This window comes from Stenotrophomonas sp. YJH_SMC_120 (genome assembly GCF_059368675.1).
Genome location: NZ_JCAFRY010000003.1, coordinates 137,270 through 152,835 on the forward strand (window position 1 = coordinate 137,270; position 15,566 = coordinate 152,835).

A 15,566-nucleotide genomic window follows, 5' to 3' on the forward strand; every position below is an offset into this window, starting at 1 on the left:
CAGGGCCGCAGGCCCTGCAGGCAAAACTCAGCTGCGCATGCCCACGCCGCGACGCAGCAGCCACAGCGCCAACGCCGTCAGCACCACCACGAAACCGATCATCAGGCCGTAGGCCACCGGCAGCGGTACATCGCTGCTGCCCAGCAGGCCATAGCGGAACGCGTTGACCATGTAGAAGATCGGGTTGGCGTGCGTGGCCGCTTCGGCCCAGCCCGGCAGCAGCTTCACCGAATAGAACACGCCACCCAGGTAGGTCAGCGGGGTCAGGATGAAGGTCGGCACGATCGCCACGTCATCGAACTTCTTCGCATACACCGCGTTGATGAAGCCGGCCAGCGAGAAGATCGTCGCGCCCAGGATCACCGTGGTCAGCATCACCAGCGGGTGCGGGATGCGCACCGGGGTGAAGAACATCGCGATGATCAGCACGATCACGCCCACCATCAGGCCGCGCAGCACGGCGCCGGCCACGTAGCCCCACAGGATCACCCAGTTCGGCATCGGGCTGACCAGCAGTTCTTCCACGTGGCGACCGAACTTGGCGCCAAAGAACGAGGAACTGATGTTGCCGTAGCTGTTCTGGATCACGCTCATCATCACCAGGCCCGGCACGATGAACTGCATGTAGGTGTAGCCGCCCATGTCACCCACGCGCGACCCGATCAGGTTGCCGAAGATCAGGAAGTACAGGGTCATGGTGATCGCCGGTGGCACCAGGGTCTGGCCCCAGATGCGCATGATGCGGGCGACTTCGCGGCGCACGATGGTCATCAGCGCGATGCGGTTGCGCTGGCCGTCGGTCAGCTCGGTGGTGCTCATGCAGGCTTCTCCAGGTTGCCGGTGAGGCGCACGAACAGCTCCTCCAGGCGGTTGCTCTTGGTACGCATCGAACGCACGCGGATACCGGCCTCGTTGAGCGTGGCGAACACGCGGTTGAGGTCCATTGCGCGCGGCATGTCGATGTCCAGCGTGTGCGGGTCCGGCGCGGTCAGCGTCGCACCTTCGATCACCGGCAGCTGTGCCGGCAGGTCACCGTCGATGTCCAGCAGGAAGCCCTCCACGTCCAGCTTGGCCAGCAGGGTGCGCATCGGCCCCTGCTCGACGATCTGGCCATGGTTGATGATCGCCAGGTGGCGGCACAGGTACTCGGCTTCTTCCAGGTAGTGCGTGGTAAGGATGATCGTGGTGCCTGCGGCATTGATCTCCTTCAGCACGCGCCACATGTCGCGGCGGATCTCGATGTCCACGCCGGCGGTCGGCTCGTCCAGGATCAGCAGGCGCGGGCGGGTCATCATCGCGCGGGCGATCATCAGCCGGCGCTTCATGCCGCCGGAAAGCGTGCGGCTCATTACCTGTGCCTTTTCCCACAGGTGCGCGCGCTTCAGTTCCTCTTCGGCGCGCTGCTCGGCTTCCTCGCGCGGTACGCCATAGAAGCCGGCGTAGTTCACCAGGATGTCGAAGGGCTTCTCGAACAGGTTGAAGTTGATTTCCTGAGGCACCAGCCCGATCAGGCGCATGGTGGCGCTGCGGTTGCGCACCAGGTCGCTGCCGAACACTTCCACCTGGCCCTCGCTGAGGTTGACCAGGGAGCTGATGATGCCGATCAGGGTCGACTTGCCGGCGCCATTGGGGCCGAGCAGGGCGAAGAAGTCGCCCGGGGCCACTTCCAGGGAAACCCCCTTCAGGGCCTGGGTGCCGTTGTCGTAGGTCTTGCGCAGGTCGCGCACGCGCAGGGCGGGCGCCGTATCGTTCTGGGATGCCAAGCTCGAAGCCTTCGCGCCCATGGGCTGGCGCTGGAGAGGGGCGGGGAGGGGCTATTATAGAAGACCCCGAGGGCTTGCCCCGGCTACACACTGTCCCGAAAAGTCGTGCCTGTTCAATTCCCCCTCAAGCTGGTCGGCTGCCGCATGCTGGCCCCGACCGTCGGCCACTACCAGTTCGTGCGTGACGATGGGCAGCCGCTGGATTTCCAGCCCGGCCAGTTCATCCAGGTCCATTTCAGCTACGCCGACGGCACCGAAACCAAGCGCAGCTACTCGCTGGCGACCATCCACGACCACGCGCTGGGCCCAGGCGAGGCGGTGGATATCGCCGTCAGTTTCGTGCCCGGTGGCGCCGCCACGGCCCTGTTCGAGGCACTGGAGCAGGGCGGCCAGATCAGTGCGTCCGGCCCCTATGGCCGGTTCTGCCTGAATCCCGGTGACCACAACGCCCGTTACCTGCTGATCGCCACCGGTACCGGCGTTACCCCGTACCGCTCGATGCTGCCGCTGCTGGAAAAGGCCATGGCCGAACGCGGTGTGCAGATCGTGCTGTTGCAGGGCGCGCGCAGCCCGGGCGAACTGCTGTACAACGAAGATTTTTACAGCTTCGCCGAAAAGCACCCGAACTTCCGTTATGTTCCGTGCCTGTCGCGTGAACTCCCGGCTGATCCGCACCCGGACGTACAGCACGGCTACGTGCAGCAGGCGCTGGCCGGCTTCACGCCGGACCCGGCCACCGACATCGCTTACCTGTGCGGCAACCCGGACATGGTCGATGCCTGTACCGAGCTGCTGAAGGCCGCCGGCCTGGGCAACCCGCAGATCCGCCGCGAGAAGTACGTCAGCAGCAAGTAAGTCAGGGTAGTGCCGGCCGCTGGCCGGCAGCCCCACGAACCCTGGTAGTGCCGGCCGCTGGCCGGCAACTCCAAGAACCGGAGGCGGCGCCACGCCGCCCCCGGTGCCCTGCCTCAGTACGCGACCCAGGCATCGCGCCAGGCGAAACCGGTGCCCGGGCGATAGGCATCGGCGTTGATGTTGCACCACGCACCCTCCGGGAACGGCCGGCAGGCGTAGAGCTTGCCGTCGGTGCCCTTGACCACGGTTTCGCCCGGCGTGTAGCTGCCGATACCGGCCGGATACACGAAGTCGTAGTCGTCACCCGGCGGCGGATCTACCGGATCCACCGGGCCCGGCAGGCGGGTATCGATCTGGAACAGGTTGCCCGGCTTCAGGTAGACGCGGTTCTCGGTGGCCGAGGCGACCGGCGTGATCACGCCGTTCCTCATCACGCCCACACGCGCCTGCTGTGCACTGGCGTTGACCTTGCGGGCCAGCGCCAGCGGCCACTGGTTCGCAGCGGTCTGGCCTGCCGCCAGGGTGATCTCCGGACGCTCCAGATCATTGCCCTGGGCGTTGAACACGCGCAGCGTCAGGGTGGTGCCTTCTTCCAACGCACCGCGGGCGGTGACCGGGCCGGCGTCCTGCCACTGCGGCGGCGGTTCAACGCCACCGCCGCCTTCGAAGCGCACGTCCGCGCAGGTATAGAACGCTTCACCGGAATCCGAGCGCTGCCAGGTGTTGTAGATGATGTGCTGGCCGCTGCGCTTGGGCAGCGGGCAATCCAGCTTGTAGACGTCGCCGGAGACCGGCACGTTGCCCAGCGTGCAGAATTCCTGCAGGTCGGCCCAGCGCAGCGGGCTGCCCGGCTGCCAGCCGTCGCGGGTGACGTAGAACTTCCACTCGCGGGTAGCATGCGGGGCCGGTGCCTTGAACTCGAAGGTGTAGCGCCCGCGCGAATCGGCGCGGATCGGCGAGGTCGGCCAGTCACTGCGGTTCAGATCGAGGCCGCGGTACTTGCTGTTGCCGCCGCTGCACAACTCGCCATCTGGAACCACCGCTTGATGGTTGCCGTTGGCGTTGGCCTGGTTGACACCGGCCCAGTCGTAGAACGGCTGGGCGCCGCCGATGGCCTTGGCGGCGGCGCAGGCCGGGTTGGTCGGATTCTCCGGATTGCCCTCGTGGCACTGCTTCACGCGGCTGAGCGGCTTGGACAGCGTGCCGTGGGCGAAGGCGTTGCCGGACAGTGCCAGGCCGACAACGGCGGACAGTGCGAGGACGGCCCGATGGGACAGGTGCATGCAGGAACTCCTTTGCGAAGTGTTGGAAACCTCGCGGAGTCTTCCCATGTAGCCGCCATATGCCCATCAGACAAGTTTGAAAGGCTGCTGCGTTCCTCTGTTTCCGCAACGCGCGCCCCACTGCGCGGCAGGGGAGCCAGGAGGCGGTGTGATGTGCACCGCCTCCCACATCACTGCGTCAGTACGCGATCCACGCATCGCGCCAGGCCGCGCCCACGCCCGGCCGGTAGGCCTCGGCATTGACGTTGCACCATGCACCCTCCGGGAACGGGCGGCAGGCATACAGCTTGCCGTCGCTGCTCTTCACCGCGGTCTGGCCCGGCACATAGCTGCCGATGCCCGCCGGGTACACGTGGTCGAAATCACCACCCGGCGATGGCGTACCCGGGTCCGGCACCTGGGTATCGAGCTGGAAGCGGTTGCCGTCCTTCAGGTACACGCGATTGTCGGTGGCCGACGCCGACGGCGTGATCACGCCATTGGCAAGCACGCCCACGCGCGCATGCCTGGCACTGGCATTGACCTTGCGGGCCAGCGCCAAGGGCCATTGCGCGGCCGAGGTCTGGCCGCTGGCCAGCGTCGCTTCCACACGTTCGACATCGTTGCCGCTGGCATTGAACACGCGCAGTGCCAGCGTCGTACCGACCGGCAATTCACCGCGGGCGGTGACCGGGCCGGCATCCTGCCATTGCGGTGCCGGCGCCGTACCACCGCCGCCGCCTTCAAAGCGTACGTCCATGCAGGTGTAGAACGCTTCGGTCGAATCCGAGCGCTGCCAGGTGTTGTAGATCACATGCTGGCCGGTGCGCTGCGGCAGCGTGCACTGCAGCTTGTAGGTGCCATCGGCAGAGAGCGGTGTATTGCCCAGCGTGCAGAACTCCTGCAGGTCTGCCCAACGCAACGGGCTGCCCGGTTGCCAGCCGTCGCGGGTGACGAAGAAGCGCCAGTCGCGCGTGGCGTGCGGCGCGGTTGCCTTGAACACGAAGGTGAACTTGCCATTGGCATCGGCGTGGATCGGCGTGGTCTGCCAGTCACTGCGGTTCACGTCCAGGCCGCGGAAGGTGGGATTGTTGCCGCTGCACAGCTTGCCGTCGGGCACCACCGCCTGATGGTTGCCGTTGGCGTTGGCCTGGTTGATGCCGTTCCAGTCGTAGAACGCCTGCGATCCGCCCACCGCTTTCGCGGCAGCGCAGGCCGGGTTGGTCGGGTTCTCCGGATTGCCCTGGAAACAGGCATAGACGCGGCTGACCGGCGTGGTCATGGTGCCGTGGGCGAACGCGTTGCCGGCCAGGCACAGGCCTGCAGCGGCGAACGAGGTGGCCAGCAGCAGCGGTGTGGATTGGAATGACATGGCGCTTCCTTGTGGTCGTCGAAAGAGAGCGGTGACCGCAGAGTTGCGCTGCGCGGCGGACTTTCGGCGGCACCATGGCGAGTATCGAGTTGCGGTGCCGGGTGCGGAACCATGGAAATGCTGATCCGTGACTGTGGGTGTGAAGCCCTTCCCGCGGGCTTCACGTGGGCCTGAACGGATGCGCTGGCGATCACGTGTTCGGCGTGGCAACGATCACGTCGTGGAGATCCGGCCATGTCGGTGTCATGCCGACGCGATCCGCCTGGCACGAGAAGCAGCCGTGGGCCGCGTTGTGCAGCTGCACGAAGGCCACGGCAGGGTCGGCAAACAGCGCGTCCAGCCGAGCGCCGACATCCGTGCCTGCGCTGATCTCGGCGGCCAGCATCAATGCAGCCTGGTCATAGGCGCGCAACGAGATCATCCGGCGCTGCACGTACGGGGGTACTTCGCCCGGCGGCAGCACGCAGCGGGTCACGCCACGCTGCACGAAGATCGGGCCCGAAGCGTGATAGGGCGAGTGCAGGGGCAGGTGCACGTGGGACAACAGCAGCAGCTCGCTGCCACCGGGCGGATCGCTCAGGCTGATCCGGCAGGGGTGTCCTCCTGATTCGCCGGCCCAGCGACGCCGGATGCCCAGCGCAGCCAGCGCGGTGTCGCTCTTCTCGAACAGGTGCAGGAACGGGCGGTGGTCGATGCCACCGAGGTACCACGCATGCATGGGCGTCTCCTTGGTTTTCCGAGGATTCTGCGCATGCGGCGGCCGCCGTGCTCGCCGTTTTCGGACCCCGCATCTCCATCGGGCCAGGCAGCGCCACGGGGATCGCAGCACAAGGCGCTAAGATGCGCGCGCCGCCCCAGCCGATGAGCGTCGCATGTCCCTGGATTTCCCCACCCTCACCGTGCTTGGCTTCCTGCTCTGCATCGGCATTGCCGTGGGGTTCTCGTTGTTGCTGGTGGTGTTGCGCGGGCAACCGGTGCTGCGCCTGTGGACCGCCAGCCTGTGGCTGCTGACCCTGGGCGTGACCCTGCTGGCGCTGCGACCCTACCTGCCGTTGGCGCCGGCCATACTGGCCGGGAATGCGGCGATGGCCGGCTGCGCGCTGCTGATGCTCCGCGGCGTGGCGCTGCATCTGGAACAACCGCTGCCGCTGTGGCGGCCGTTGCTGATGGCGGCCGCGTTCATGGCCTGCATCTTCGCCTTCCTGGTGCTGTGGCCGGACCTGGGCGTGCGCCTGCAGGTGTTCAGTGTGTTCACGCTGCTGGTTGATGGCTGGATCGCGTGGCTGCTGCTGCGGCATGCCCCCGTGCAGCAGCGCACCAGCTGCCGTCTGGCGGCGGTGGTGTTCCTGGCGGAGGCGGCTCTGTACGCGGTGCGCCTGTTCCTGCCGGTGGCACCCGATGCCGGTGAGGACATCATGCGCACCGGCACGCCGATGTTCGTCACCTACATTGCCGGTGTGATGCTGGAACTGGCGCGATGCTTTGCGATGGTGCTGCTGCTGGTCGAACGCATGCTGGTCGATCTGCGGCGTGCGGCGCGCACAGACGGCCTGACCGGGCTGCTCAACCGCAGCGCGGTGCTGGCCGATGGCCAGGTGCAGTTGCAGCGGCTGCGCCGGCAGGGCCGGCCACTGGCCCTGCTGCTGATCGACGTCGATCACTTCAAGCAGATCAACGACCGCTGGGGCCATCTGGCCGGAGACGAGGTACTGCGCCACTTCGCTGCGTTGCTGCAGCACGGTTTGCAGGGCCGTGACACGTTGCTGGGCCGCTATGGTGGCGAGGAGTTCGTGCTGGTTCTGGCCGGAAGCACACAGGCTGAAGCGATGGCGCGGGCTGCGACGATCCGTACCGCCCTGCAGCAGAAGCCGGCGCGGCTGGCCACCGGGCCGGTGACGTTCACTGCCAGCATCGGCCTGGCGATGGACGACGGCCAGGGCGAGCTGTCCACGCTGCTGGCAGCGGCGGACACGGCGCTGTACCGGGCCAAGGCCGCGGGCCGCGATCGCCTGACCTGCGCTACGCCGGCGGAGATTTCGCGTCTGCCCATCGCCGACGACGCCGTGCCCGTGTAAGTTGAGTCACATCTTCCGCGGCAGCCCGTCGTGGTTGCCAGGAACGTCCTCCAGGGGAAACGAGCACGATGCAAAGACACCACCTCGCGTTGGCCGCAGTGTTGGCCAGCCTGATGCTTGCCGGTTGCAGCCAGTCACCGTCACCCGGCGCCGAAGGCGCCAGCGATGCACCCAGCCGCCGTTTCGGCACGATCGACTTCCAGCCCTGCACGCTGTCCACGGTAGGTGCCAGTGCCAACGTGGAAGCGCAGTGCGCCACCCTGCAGGTGCCGGAGGACCGGGCCCAGCCCGCTGGCCGGCGCATCGGCCTGCGCATCGCCTGGCTGGAGTCGGGCAGCAGCGGCTCCAGCCAGCCCGACCCGGTGTTCTTCCTGGCCGGTGGCCCCGGCCAGGCCGCCAGCGAAGTGGCCGTCATTGTCGATACCGCGCTGCGCCAGGTGCGCAAGCAGCGGGACATCTTCCTGGTCGACCAGCGCGGCACCGGCGGCTCCAACCCGCTCAGCTGCCTCGGCGCGGACGGAAAGGAACTGCCGATGGACGAGGACGCGGCGCCCTCCGAGGCCTTGCTGCGCGACTATGCCCAGCGATGCGCGGCTTCCCTGCAGGGACGTGCGGACGCACGTTTCTACACCACCACCGAAGCCATTGCCGACCTGGACGCGGTCCGCCAGGCCTTGGGCGTGGACCGGGTCAATCTGATCGGTGCGTCCTACGGCACCCGCGTGGCCCAGCGCTATGCGGGTACCTATCCACAGCACACCCGCAGCATCGTCATCGATGGCGTGGTGCCGAATGAGCTGGTGGTGGGCGGCGATTTCGCCAGGACGTTCGAAGACGCGATCGCCCTGCAGTCGGCGCAGTGCCGCAAGGACGCGGCCTGCAGCAGGCGCTTCCCGACCGATACCCGTGCGCAGCTGCGCAGCGTGGTCGAGACCCTGCGCCGTGCACCGGTTCCGGTCGAGTATCGCGATCCCGGCACCTACGACACCCGGAAGGATGTGCTGACACCGGACAGCGTGGTGGGCCTGGCTTTTGCGTTTTCCTACGTACCCCAGTACGCCTCATTGCTGCCGCTGGTTCTTGATGAAGCCGCGCACGGCCGCTACGCGCCGCTCGCCTCGCTGGCGCGCGGTGCGAACCGCAGCATGGATTTCCAGATCAACCGTGGCATGCACTGGTCGGTGATCTGCAGCGAAGACGCGCCGCGCTACCAGGCGCCGGCCGAGGATCCCGGGCGCCTGTTCGGCAACGACGTGGCACGTTCGTTCTTTGCCGCCTGCCCGGCATGGCCGCACCGGCCGGCACCGGCAGCCAATGCCGTGCCGCTGCGCAGTGACGTACCGGCGCTGCTGTTGTCTGGTGAACTGGACCCGGTGACCCCGCCGCGCTATGCCGAGCAGGTCCTCAAGGGCCTGCCCAATGGACGCGCGCTGGTCGCCCGTGGCCAGGGCCACGGCACGCTGACCGCCGGCTGCATGCCGCGCCTGCTCGGCCAGTTCATCGACACGACCGATGCGAAGGCGCTGGATGCCGGCTGCCTGGACACGCTGAGCTACGTGCCGGCGTTCACCTCGTTCAACGGATGGGAACCATGATCGTCGCCGACAACCTGCACAAGGCCTTCGACACCCGCACCGGCCGTATCCAGGCAGTGTCCAACGTCGGCTTCCGCGCCGAGGATGGCCGCATCACCGGCCTGCTGGGGCCCAATGGTGCTGGCAAGACCACCACCATGCGCATGCTGTACACGCTGATGACCCCCGACCAGGGCAGCATCAGCGTCGATGGTGTCGATGCTGCGCGCAATCCGGTGGAAGTGCGTCGCCATCTCGGCGTGCTGCCCGACGCGCGTGGCGTCTACAAGCGCCTGACCGCGCGTGAGAACATCGCCTACTTCGGCGAACTGCATGGCCTGTCGGCCGAGCGCATCCGCGAGCGCATCGAGGTGCTGTCGCACGCGCTGGACATGGGGGACATCCTCGACCGCCAGACCGATGGCTTCTCGCAGGGCCAGCGCACCAAGACCGCGATCGCCCGCGCACTGGTGCACGACCCGCGCAACGTCATTCTCGATGAACCGACCAACGGCCTGGACGTGATGACCACCCGCGCACTGCGCCGCTTCCTGCTGGGCCTGCGCGAAGAAGGCCGCTGCGTGATCCTGTCCAGCCACATCATGCAGGAGGTGGCCGCGCTGTGCGATCACATCGTGATCATCGCCAAGGGCACGGTGATGGCCGCCGGCAGCGCCGATGAACTGCGCGCGCAGTCCGGCGAATCCAACCTGGAGGATGCGTTCGTGAAACTGATCGGCAGCGAAGAGGGCCTGCACGCATGAGCATGATGTCGACCCTGATGACGGTGATGCGCAAGGAGCTGCGTGACCTGTCGCGCGACCGCCGTACGCTGGCGCTGACGCTGCTGTTCGGGCCGCTGCTGTACCCGCTGCTGATCCTGGGCATGGGCAAGCTGTCCGAAAGCCGCGTGCGCACGCAGATCGAGCAGCCGCTGCAGATTCCCACCATCGGCGCCGAACATGCGCCGAACCTGGTGCGCTTCCTGGCTGCCCAGGGCCTGAATACCGCTGCTGCGCCGAAGGACCTGGCCGAGGCCATCCGTTCGCAGGACATCGACGTGGCGCTGCGCATCAGCCCGGACTTCGGCAGGGACTGGGCCGATGGCAAGCCGGCGCTGGTGGAGGTGATCAGTGACAGCACACGACGTGCCGCCGAGGTGCCCACTGCGCGCCTGCAGGCGGCGTTGGCCACGTACAACGGGCAGGTAGGGGCGCTGCGGCTGATGGCGCGGGGCGTCGACGCCCAGGTCGCACGGCCGCTGGACGTGGCCAGCCAGGACATGGCCAGTGCCGAAGCCAAGCGTGGCCTGATGCTGTCGGCGTTGTTGCCGATCCTGCTGACCCTCACCTCGTTCCTCGGTGGTGCCTACCTGGTGATGGACACCACCGCCGGCGAGCGTGAGCGGCAGTCGCTGGAGCCGCTGCTGGCCACGCCGGGGTCGCGCAGTGCCATTGTCAGCGGCAAGATCGCCGCCGCCTGCATGGTCGGCTTTGCCTCGCTGCTGTTGACCCTGGCCGCGTTCAAGGTGAGCGCGCAGATCGCCCCCGGTAACATCGGCCGCCAGCTCAACATGAACATCATGGCGATGGTGCAGATGCTGCTGGTGATGCTGCCGATGCTGCTGATCGGCACCTCGCTGCTGACCTTCCTGGCCGCAGCGGCCAAGAGCATGAAGGAAGCGCAGAGCCACATGACCTGGTTGATGCTGCTGCCGATGCTGCCGGGCTATGCGCTGATTGCCTACCCGGTGAAGAGCCAGCTGTGGCAGTACGCCGTGCCGTTCCTGTCGCAGAACCAGATGCTGCTGAAGGTGATCCGCCACGAGACCATCACACCCGCGGTCTGGGCCATCTACCTCGGCGCCAGCCTCGGCCTGGCCGCCGTGCTGTGGTTCGCCGCCGTGCGTCGCTACCACAACGAGCGCCTGGCCATCTCCGGCTGACCGTAAAAGGGGACGGAGGGGATTAAGTCGTTTCTAACCCCCCGCCCCCTTCTTCTGAGGGCGCCCCCGCTTGCGCAGCATCACGGGGCGACCCAGGGTCTGTTCCACCATTCGCAGGTAAGCTGCATTTCCCAACGGATGCTGGCCGGCACTGTGCGCACGGATTGCCGGCAGGTCAGCGGACGCGTTCATGTCCTGCAGAAACTCCGCATAGAGCATTGCCCGCTGTCGCTGGGTCGGGGCGAGCGCCTGGAATGCGGGATGTTCTGTCAGCATCGGATCGTGGCGCCGCTGCAGGTTTCCATGCACGCTCGACCATGGGTGATCTTCCGGGGCGGCAGTCATGCCTGCACGAACCGGATTGAGTTCGATGTAGCGATAGACGCTGAGCAGATAGGCGTCGCTGTCCACCATCGAAGAATGGAAGCGGCCCTGCCAGAGCGGTCCGCTGCGCTCATGCCGCTGATTGAACGCCTGGACATAGTTGTTGCCCTGCATCCGCATCGCATTCGCCAAGCCAACACGCGTGGAAGGTGTGGCCAACAGATGAACGTGATTGCCCATCAATACGTAGGCATGCAGTGCGACCTGATGCTTCAGGAACGCGCTGTGCAACAGGTGCAGAAACAGCTGACGGTCGATATCGTCAACGAAGATCGCCCTCTTGTTCACACCGCGCTGGGTTACGTGGTACGGCTGTTCGGCCAACATCAGGCGCGCTTGTCGAGGCATGGCAGTTCAGGGCTTCAAGAATTCATCAGACTGCCGCCTCCGTGACCTCGAAGGACATCAGGCGATGCCGCGAGATGGCGTGGGGGGGGGCAGAAGCGACTTAATCCCCTCCGTCCCCTTTTCCATACCGCGCAGGCGTCACCCCCATCTCGCGCTTGAACACGGCGATGAATGAACTAGGCGTGTCGTACCCCATCGACAGCGCGACGCTGATCACCGGCTCGCCGGACAGCAGGCGTGGCAGCGCCAGCAGCACCCGCAGGCGTTGCCGCCACTGGCTCAGCGTCATGCCGGTCTCGGCCAGCCAGTGGCGGGCCAGGCTGCGGCCGGACAGGCCACTGCTGGCGGCCCAGTCCTCGACGCTGCGGTTGTCGTGCGGCGCGCGAGCCAGCGCGGCGGCGATCCGGCCCAGGCGCCGGTCACGCGGCTGTGGCAGGGCCAGCGGCAGCGGCGTGCTGGCGGCAATCTCATCGGCGATCACGCCGGCCAGGCGTGCCTGCGCAGCATCCAGTGGCGCATGGGGCCATTGCAGCGCACGTGCTGTCGCCGCCTGCAGCAGCGCATTGGGCTGGAAGATGCGTGGTGTGGCGGGCAGACCCAGGCAGGCCTCGGCGTTGAAGTACAGGCTCCAGCCATTGAACCCGTCTGCGCCCAGCAGCGCGTGGGGCAGCAAGGGCGGTATCCAGGCGACGTGACCTGCGGGCAGCAGCCAGTGCAGGTCGTCGGCGGCGATCCGCAGCAGCCCCTGGTACGCACCCAGCAGCTGCCCACGCGCATGCCGGTGGCGGGCCGTGCGACGCTTGCCGAGCTGGCGCAGCCGGGCCGCCAGCACCGCCGGTCCATCGGTGGCATCGGCCAGCGCGGGGTCGAGCAATGCGGCGGTTGTCTGATCTGCCATATCGATTGGCAGTTATACGGCAGAAACGTCGCGTCCGTGCCCCGACACTGGAGCCCACCTCAACGGAGCGCTTCGCCATGCAGCCACAGGACATTCTTTCCGACCATCAGAACGACGTGCAGGTGAACGGCCTCACCGTGCGCAAGGGCAGTGTCGGCGCCTTCCTGGCCAGCGTCCGTGACTGGCAGGATCCCGCCAGCGATCCCGCCAGGCGTGCCACTGCCGAAGCCGATCTGCGTGCGCTGCTGCCGGGCCTGCACGCGCTGGGCCTGTTCCAGGTACTGACGGCGCGCGATCCGGCACTGCAACGACTGATCGATGGAGCGGCCTGAAACGGACAAGGCCCGGACATGCCGGGCCTTGGCGTCATTGCAGGGGCAGAAACGACTTAATCCCCTCCGTCCCCTTTTTCGTTCAGTTGTTGCCCGGCGCGAACACCAGCGTACGGCGGGTGGTCACCGGCGCGCTGACCGGCTCGAAGCGCCAACGCTTGACCGCGTTCAGGGCTTCACGGTCGAACACGCGTCCCGGCGTCGCGCGCAGCACGCGAGCGTTCACCACCGAGCCGTCAGTGCCGACGGTGATCTCCACCAGCACTTCGCCGGAGGTTCCCGAACGCAGCGCTTCGCCCGGATAGCGCGGCGCCGGTGTGCTGACCGGGCGCAGGGTGGGCGCTGCCGGTGCGGCGGCCTGGCGTGCGGCGCTGGCCTGCTGGGCGGCAGCCTGCTGCTGCTTCTGCTCGGCCTCGCGGCGGGCGGCGGCCTGGCGCTCGGCTTCCTGGCGCTCGTTGTCGCGGCGCGCGGCATCCTGCTGCGCGGCAATCTGCTTGGCGGCGTCGGCTTCCTTGGCGCGCTGCTCGCTCAGGCGCTGCTGCTCGGTCTGCTGCTTGCTGCGGTCCTCGGCGTCCTTCTTGGCCTTCTCGGCTTCCGCTTCGGTGCGCTTGGCTGCGTTCTGCACGCCCTTGGCCAGGCCGTCCTTCAGGCGCGGCAGGGCCGGCGCGGATGCATCCACCTTCTCGATCAGTGCCACCAGGCGCTGCGCTTCGGTGTAGTCCTCGCGGCCCAGGTGTTGCTCGGCGGCGATCAGGGTGTACGGCAGCAGGTCGGTCAGTGCGCTCTTCACCGAGGCGTCGTCCGGCGTCTTGTCACGCAGGGCGAGGTAGTACTCGATGGCGTTGTCGCCGGCCGGTGCATACATGCGGTTCTCGCGCAGCGCCTGGCTGGCCGACTCGCGCAGCTGCTCGGTGCCCATGGACTGCACCTTGGCAGCAACCGCCGGTGCGGCGGGTGCGGCAGCGGCAGGCGCCGTGGCGGCAGCAGGCGCTGCGGATTCTTCCTTGCCCGAGCAGGCGGCCAGTGCCAGTGCCAGGGCAACCGGCAGCCACCGGCGCGCGGCGGTGATCGTTGAGACGTGCGACATCCTGCTCCCCTCTAGAAGACGACGTGACGTAAATCATTGATACGCATGGCCGGGACCTGCGGTCCGGGCGCGGCAGGGTGACGTTTCCCGACGCCACCGCCGGCAACGGCGAGGGTGCAATCTAGCATCCCGGCCACCGCCGCGCACAAGGGACGGTGGCCGGAATGGGGCAGCGGCGGTCAAGCCGCTGGCGGCGGCGACCTCAGTGGTCGTGTGCCTTGTCGTGCGACTTGCTGTGGCTGTTGGACATCAGCTTGTCGGTCCAGGCGATGCCGATCGCCGACAGGATGAACACGCAGTGGATGATGGTCTGCCACAGCACGCCATCCTGGGTCAGCATCGAGCAGCGGGCGACACCGATGTTGGCAGCGGCCACGCTCATCTGCTCCGGCGTGCACAGCGGGATGCCGCCCAGCGCACCGCTGGCGATGAAGGTCTTCAGCAGGTGGATCGAGGAGATGCCGATGATCGCCATCGCCAGTTTCACCTTCAGCACGCTGGCATTGACGTGGCTCAGCCATTCCGGCTGGTCCGGGTGGCCTTCCAGGCGCAGGCGCGAGACGAAGGTCTCGTAGCCGCCGACGATCACCATCACCAGCAGGTTGGAGATCATCACCACGTCGATCAGGCCCAGCACGATCAGCATGATCTGCTGCTCGCCCATCGACACCGAGTGCGAGATCAGGTGCCACAGTTCCTTGCCGAACAGGAACACGTAGACGCACTGCGCCACGATCAGGCCCAGGTACAGCGGCAGCTGCAGCCAGCGCGAGGCGAAGATCAGCGTGGACAAGGGGGAGAGCGGCGGGCGGTTTGCACTCATGCGAGGGATGCTGCGTTGCGGGGGAGAGGCGAGGTTACCGGCCCGCCATGACGGTGCCAACCCAACTCACGCACTAGACTTCAGGTTCCTTTCCGCACCCCGAGCCGCCGCCATGATCGACCTGTATTACTGGCCCACCCCGAACGGCCACAAAGTGACCCTGCTGCTGGAAGAAACCGGCCTGGAATACCGCATCCACCCGGTCAACATCGGCTCGGGCGACCAGTTCAAGCCGGAATTCCTGGCGATCTCGCCGAACAACAAGATGCCGGCCATCGTCGACCAGGCCCCGGCCGATGGCGGTGCTCCCCAGAGCGTGTTCGAGTCCGGCGCGATCCTGCTGTACCTGGCCGAGAAGACCGGCCGCTTCCTGCCCAGCGACCCCCGCGGCCGCGTCACCACCCTGGAGTGGCTGTTCTGGCAGATGGCCGGCCTGGGCCCGATGAGCGGCCAGATGGGCCACTTCAACGTATACGCGCCTGAAAAGATCCCGTATGCCATCGAGCGCTATGACAACGAAGTGCGCCGCCTGCACGGGGTGGTGGACAAGCGCCTGGCCCAGCACGCCTTCCTGGCCGGCGACGAGTACACCATCGCCGACATGGCCAGCTACCCGTGGATCGGCGCCTACGACAAGCTGCCGGTGGATTTCACCGCGTTCCCGAACCTCAAGCGCTGGCATGAAGCCATTGCCGCACGCCCGGCCACCCAGCGCGCCTATGCCCTGCGCCAGCAGGTGAACCCCAACGCCGGCAAGCCGCTCAGCGACGAGGAGCGCAAGCACCTGTTCGGCCAGCGCTGACCGCCTCGGGGTCGGATCCCTTTGCAGCGCGAAGGGCTCCGACCCC

16 protein-coding genes are annotated in these 15,566 nt (G+C 67.1%); 7 read left to right on the plus strand and 9 right to left on the minus strand.

The window, feature by feature from the left end:
- Positions 1–27 precede the first annotated feature (27 nt).
- On the minus strand, positions 28–819 hold the full coding sequence (locus tag AC5P60_RS06675; protein WP_005411568.1) for an ABC transporter permease: 792 nt from the start codon (positions 817–819) through the stop codon (positions 28–30).
- A complete protein-coding gene (locus AC5P60_RS06680) occupies positions 816–1,784 on the minus strand; it encodes an ABC transporter ATP-binding protein (protein WP_005411567.1) in 969 nt (322 codons plus the stop codon). Before AC5P60_RS06680 ends, AC5P60_RS06675 begins: the two co-directional genes overlap by 4 nt.
- An 84-nt stretch (positions 1,785–1,868) precedes the next feature.
- Between AC5P60_RS06680 and AC5P60_RS06685 the strand changes: the two genes are divergently transcribed.
- Positions 1,869–2,618, plus strand: coding sequence for a ferredoxin--NADP reductase (locus tag AC5P60_RS06685; protein ID WP_242899064.1), 750 nt, complete (start codon positions 1,869–1,871; stop codon positions 2,616–2,618).
- 113 nt (positions 2,619–2,731) lie between these two features.
- On the opposite strand, the gene AC5P60_RS06690 is transcribed toward AC5P60_RS06685, so the two are convergent.
- The 3 genes from AC5P60_RS06690 to AC5P60_RS06700 form a co-directional block, all read right to left on the minus strand.
- Complete coding sequence (locus AC5P60_RS06690; protein WP_005411565.1) at positions 2,732–3,901, minus strand: lytic polysaccharide monooxygenase; 1,170 nt, start codon at positions 3,899–3,901, stop codon at positions 2,732–2,734.
- A gap of 178 nt (positions 3,902–4,079) precedes the next feature.
- On the minus strand, positions 4,080–5,252 hold the full coding sequence (locus AC5P60_RS06695) for a lytic polysaccharide monooxygenase (RefSeq protein ID WP_495201717.1): 1,173 nt from the start codon (positions 5,250–5,252) through the stop codon (positions 4,080–4,082).
- Positions 5,253–5,442: 190 nt separating this feature from the next.
- Positions 5,443–5,970 carry a DUF1203 domain-containing protein gene (locus AC5P60_RS06700; protein ID WP_049452976.1) on the minus strand — a complete coding sequence of 176 codons (528 nt, stop codon included), beginning with the start codon at positions 5,968–5,970 and terminating at the stop codon, positions 5,443–5,445.
- 154 nt (positions 5,971–6,124) lie between these two features.
- On the opposite strand from AC5P60_RS06700, the gene AC5P60_RS06705 reads away from it, so the two are divergent.
- From AC5P60_RS06705 to AC5P60_RS06720, 4 genes are all read left to right on the plus strand, one after another.
- Complete coding sequence (locus AC5P60_RS06705) at positions 6,125–7,327, plus strand: GGDEF domain-containing protein (protein WP_057501015.1); 1,203 nt, start codon at positions 6,125–6,127, stop codon at positions 7,325–7,327.
- Between the two features lie 68 nt (positions 7,328–7,395).
- Positions 7,396–8,922 (plus strand): alpha/beta hydrolase, encoded by a 1,527-nt coding sequence (locus AC5P60_RS06710; RefSeq protein WP_043034476.1) that lies wholly within the window; start codon positions 7,396–7,398, stop codon positions 8,920–8,922.
- Positions 8,919–9,665 (plus strand): ABC transporter ATP-binding protein, encoded by a 747-nt coding sequence (locus tag AC5P60_RS06715; protein ID WP_005411560.1) that lies wholly within the window; start codon positions 8,919–8,921, stop codon positions 9,663–9,665. The genes AC5P60_RS06710 and AC5P60_RS06715 overlap by 4 nt, the downstream gene beginning before the upstream one ends.
- Positions 9,662–10,846: an ABC transporter permease gene (locus AC5P60_RS06720; protein ID WP_033833787.1), complete on the plus strand. Its 1,185-nt coding sequence runs from the start codon at positions 9,662–9,664 to the stop codon at positions 10,844–10,846. Before AC5P60_RS06715 ends, AC5P60_RS06720 begins: the two co-directional genes overlap by 4 nt.
- A 33-nt stretch (positions 10,847–10,879) precedes the next feature.
- On the opposite strand, the gene AC5P60_RS06725 is transcribed toward AC5P60_RS06720, so the two are convergent.
- Positions 10,880–11,578, minus strand: coding sequence for a transposase (locus tag AC5P60_RS06725; RefSeq protein WP_049452968.1), 699 nt, complete (start codon positions 11,576–11,578; stop codon positions 10,880–10,882).
- A 100-nt stretch (positions 11,579–11,678) separates the two neighbouring features.
- Positions 11,679–12,476 (minus strand): helix-turn-helix domain-containing protein, encoded by a 798-nt coding sequence (locus AC5P60_RS06730; RefSeq protein ID WP_088470161.1) that lies wholly within the window; start codon positions 12,474–12,476, stop codon positions 11,679–11,681.
- Between the two features lie 77 nt (positions 12,477–12,553).
- On the opposite strand from AC5P60_RS06730, the gene AC5P60_RS06735 reads away from it, so the two are divergent.
- On the plus strand, positions 12,554–12,808 hold the full coding sequence (locus tag AC5P60_RS06735; RefSeq protein ID WP_033833784.1) for a hypothetical protein: 255 nt from the start codon (positions 12,554–12,556) through the stop codon (positions 12,806–12,808).
- Between the two features lie 82 nt (positions 12,809–12,890).
- Here the strand turns inward: AC5P60_RS06735 and AC5P60_RS06740 are convergent, their stop codons facing one another.
- Together AC5P60_RS06740 and AC5P60_RS06745 are read right to left on the minus strand one after the other, a co-directional pair.
- On the minus strand, positions 12,891–13,895 hold the full coding sequence (locus tag AC5P60_RS06740; RefSeq protein ID WP_005414830.1) for an energy transducer TonB: 1,005 nt from the start codon (positions 13,893–13,895) through the stop codon (positions 12,891–12,893).
- Between the two features lie 202 nt (positions 13,896–14,097).
- On the minus strand, positions 14,098–14,718 hold the full coding sequence (locus AC5P60_RS06745) for a TIGR00645 family protein (protein ID WP_005411554.1): 621 nt from the start codon (positions 14,716–14,718) through the stop codon (positions 14,098–14,100).
- 112 nt (positions 14,719–14,830) lie between these two features.
- On the opposite strand from AC5P60_RS06745, the gene AC5P60_RS06750 reads away from it, so the two are divergent.
- Positions 14,831–15,520, plus strand: coding sequence for a glutathione binding-like protein (locus AC5P60_RS06750; protein WP_049453560.1), 690 nt, complete (start codon positions 14,831–14,833; stop codon positions 15,518–15,520).
- Positions 15,521–15,566: the final 46 nt, after the last annotated feature.

Bases quoted from the DNA above. Each gene is read 5' to 3' on its own strand.
- AC5P60_RS06675 (WP_005411568.1), bottom strand. From the start codon at position 819: ATGAGCACCACCGAGCTGACCGACGGCCAGCGCAACCGCATCGCGCTG.
- AC5P60_RS06705 (WP_057501015.1), top strand. From the start codon at position 6,125: ATGTCCCTGGATTTCCCCACCCTCACCGTGCTTGGCTTCCTGCTCTGC.
- AC5P60_RS06730 (WP_088470161.1), bottom strand. From the start codon at position 12,476: ATGGCAGATCAGACAACCGCCGCATTGCTCGACCCCGCGCTGGCCGAT.
- AC5P60_RS06720 (WP_033833787.1), top strand. From the start codon at position 9,662: ATGAGCATGATGTCGACCCTGATGACGGTGATGCGCAAGGAGCTGCGT.
- AC5P60_RS06700 (WP_049452976.1), bottom strand. From the start codon at position 5,970: ATGCATGCGTGGTACCTCGGTGGCATCGACCACCGCCCGTTCCTGCAC.
- AC5P60_RS06740 (WP_005414830.1), bottom strand. From the start codon at position 13,895: ATGTCGCACGTCTCAACGATCACCGCCGCGCGCCGGTGGCTGCCGGTT.
- AC5P60_RS06750 (WP_049453560.1), top strand. From the start codon at position 14,831: ATGATCGACCTGTATTACTGGCCCACCCCGAACGGCCACAAAGTGACC.
- AC5P60_RS06715 (WP_005411560.1), top strand. From the start codon at position 8,919: ATGATCGTCGCCGACAACCTGCACAAGGCCTTCGACACCCGCACCGGC.
- AC5P60_RS06695 (WP_495201717.1), bottom strand. From the start codon at position 5,252: ATGTCATTCCAATCCACACCGCTGCTGCTGGCCACCTCGTTCGCCGCT.
- AC5P60_RS06680 (WP_005411567.1), bottom strand. From the start codon at position 1,784: ATGGGCGCGAAGGCTTCGAGCTTGGCATCCCAGAACGATACGGCGCCC.
- AC5P60_RS06725 (WP_049452968.1), bottom strand. From the start codon at position 11,578: ATGCCTCGACAAGCGCGCCTGATGTTGGCCGAACAGCCGTACCACGTA.
- AC5P60_RS06710 (WP_043034476.1), top strand. From the start codon at position 7,396: ATGCAAAGACACCACCTCGCGTTGGCCGCAGTGTTGGCCAGCCTGATG.
- AC5P60_RS06690 (WP_005411565.1), bottom strand. From the start codon at position 3,901: ATGCACCTGTCCCATCGGGCCGTCCTCGCACTGTCCGCCGTTGTCGGC.
- AC5P60_RS06735 (WP_033833784.1), top strand. From the start codon at position 12,554: ATGCAGCCACAGGACATTCTTTCCGACCATCAGAACGACGTGCAGGTG.
- AC5P60_RS06745 (WP_005411554.1), bottom strand. From the start codon at position 14,718: ATGAGTGCAAACCGCCCGCCGCTCTCCCCCTTGTCCACGCTGATCTTC.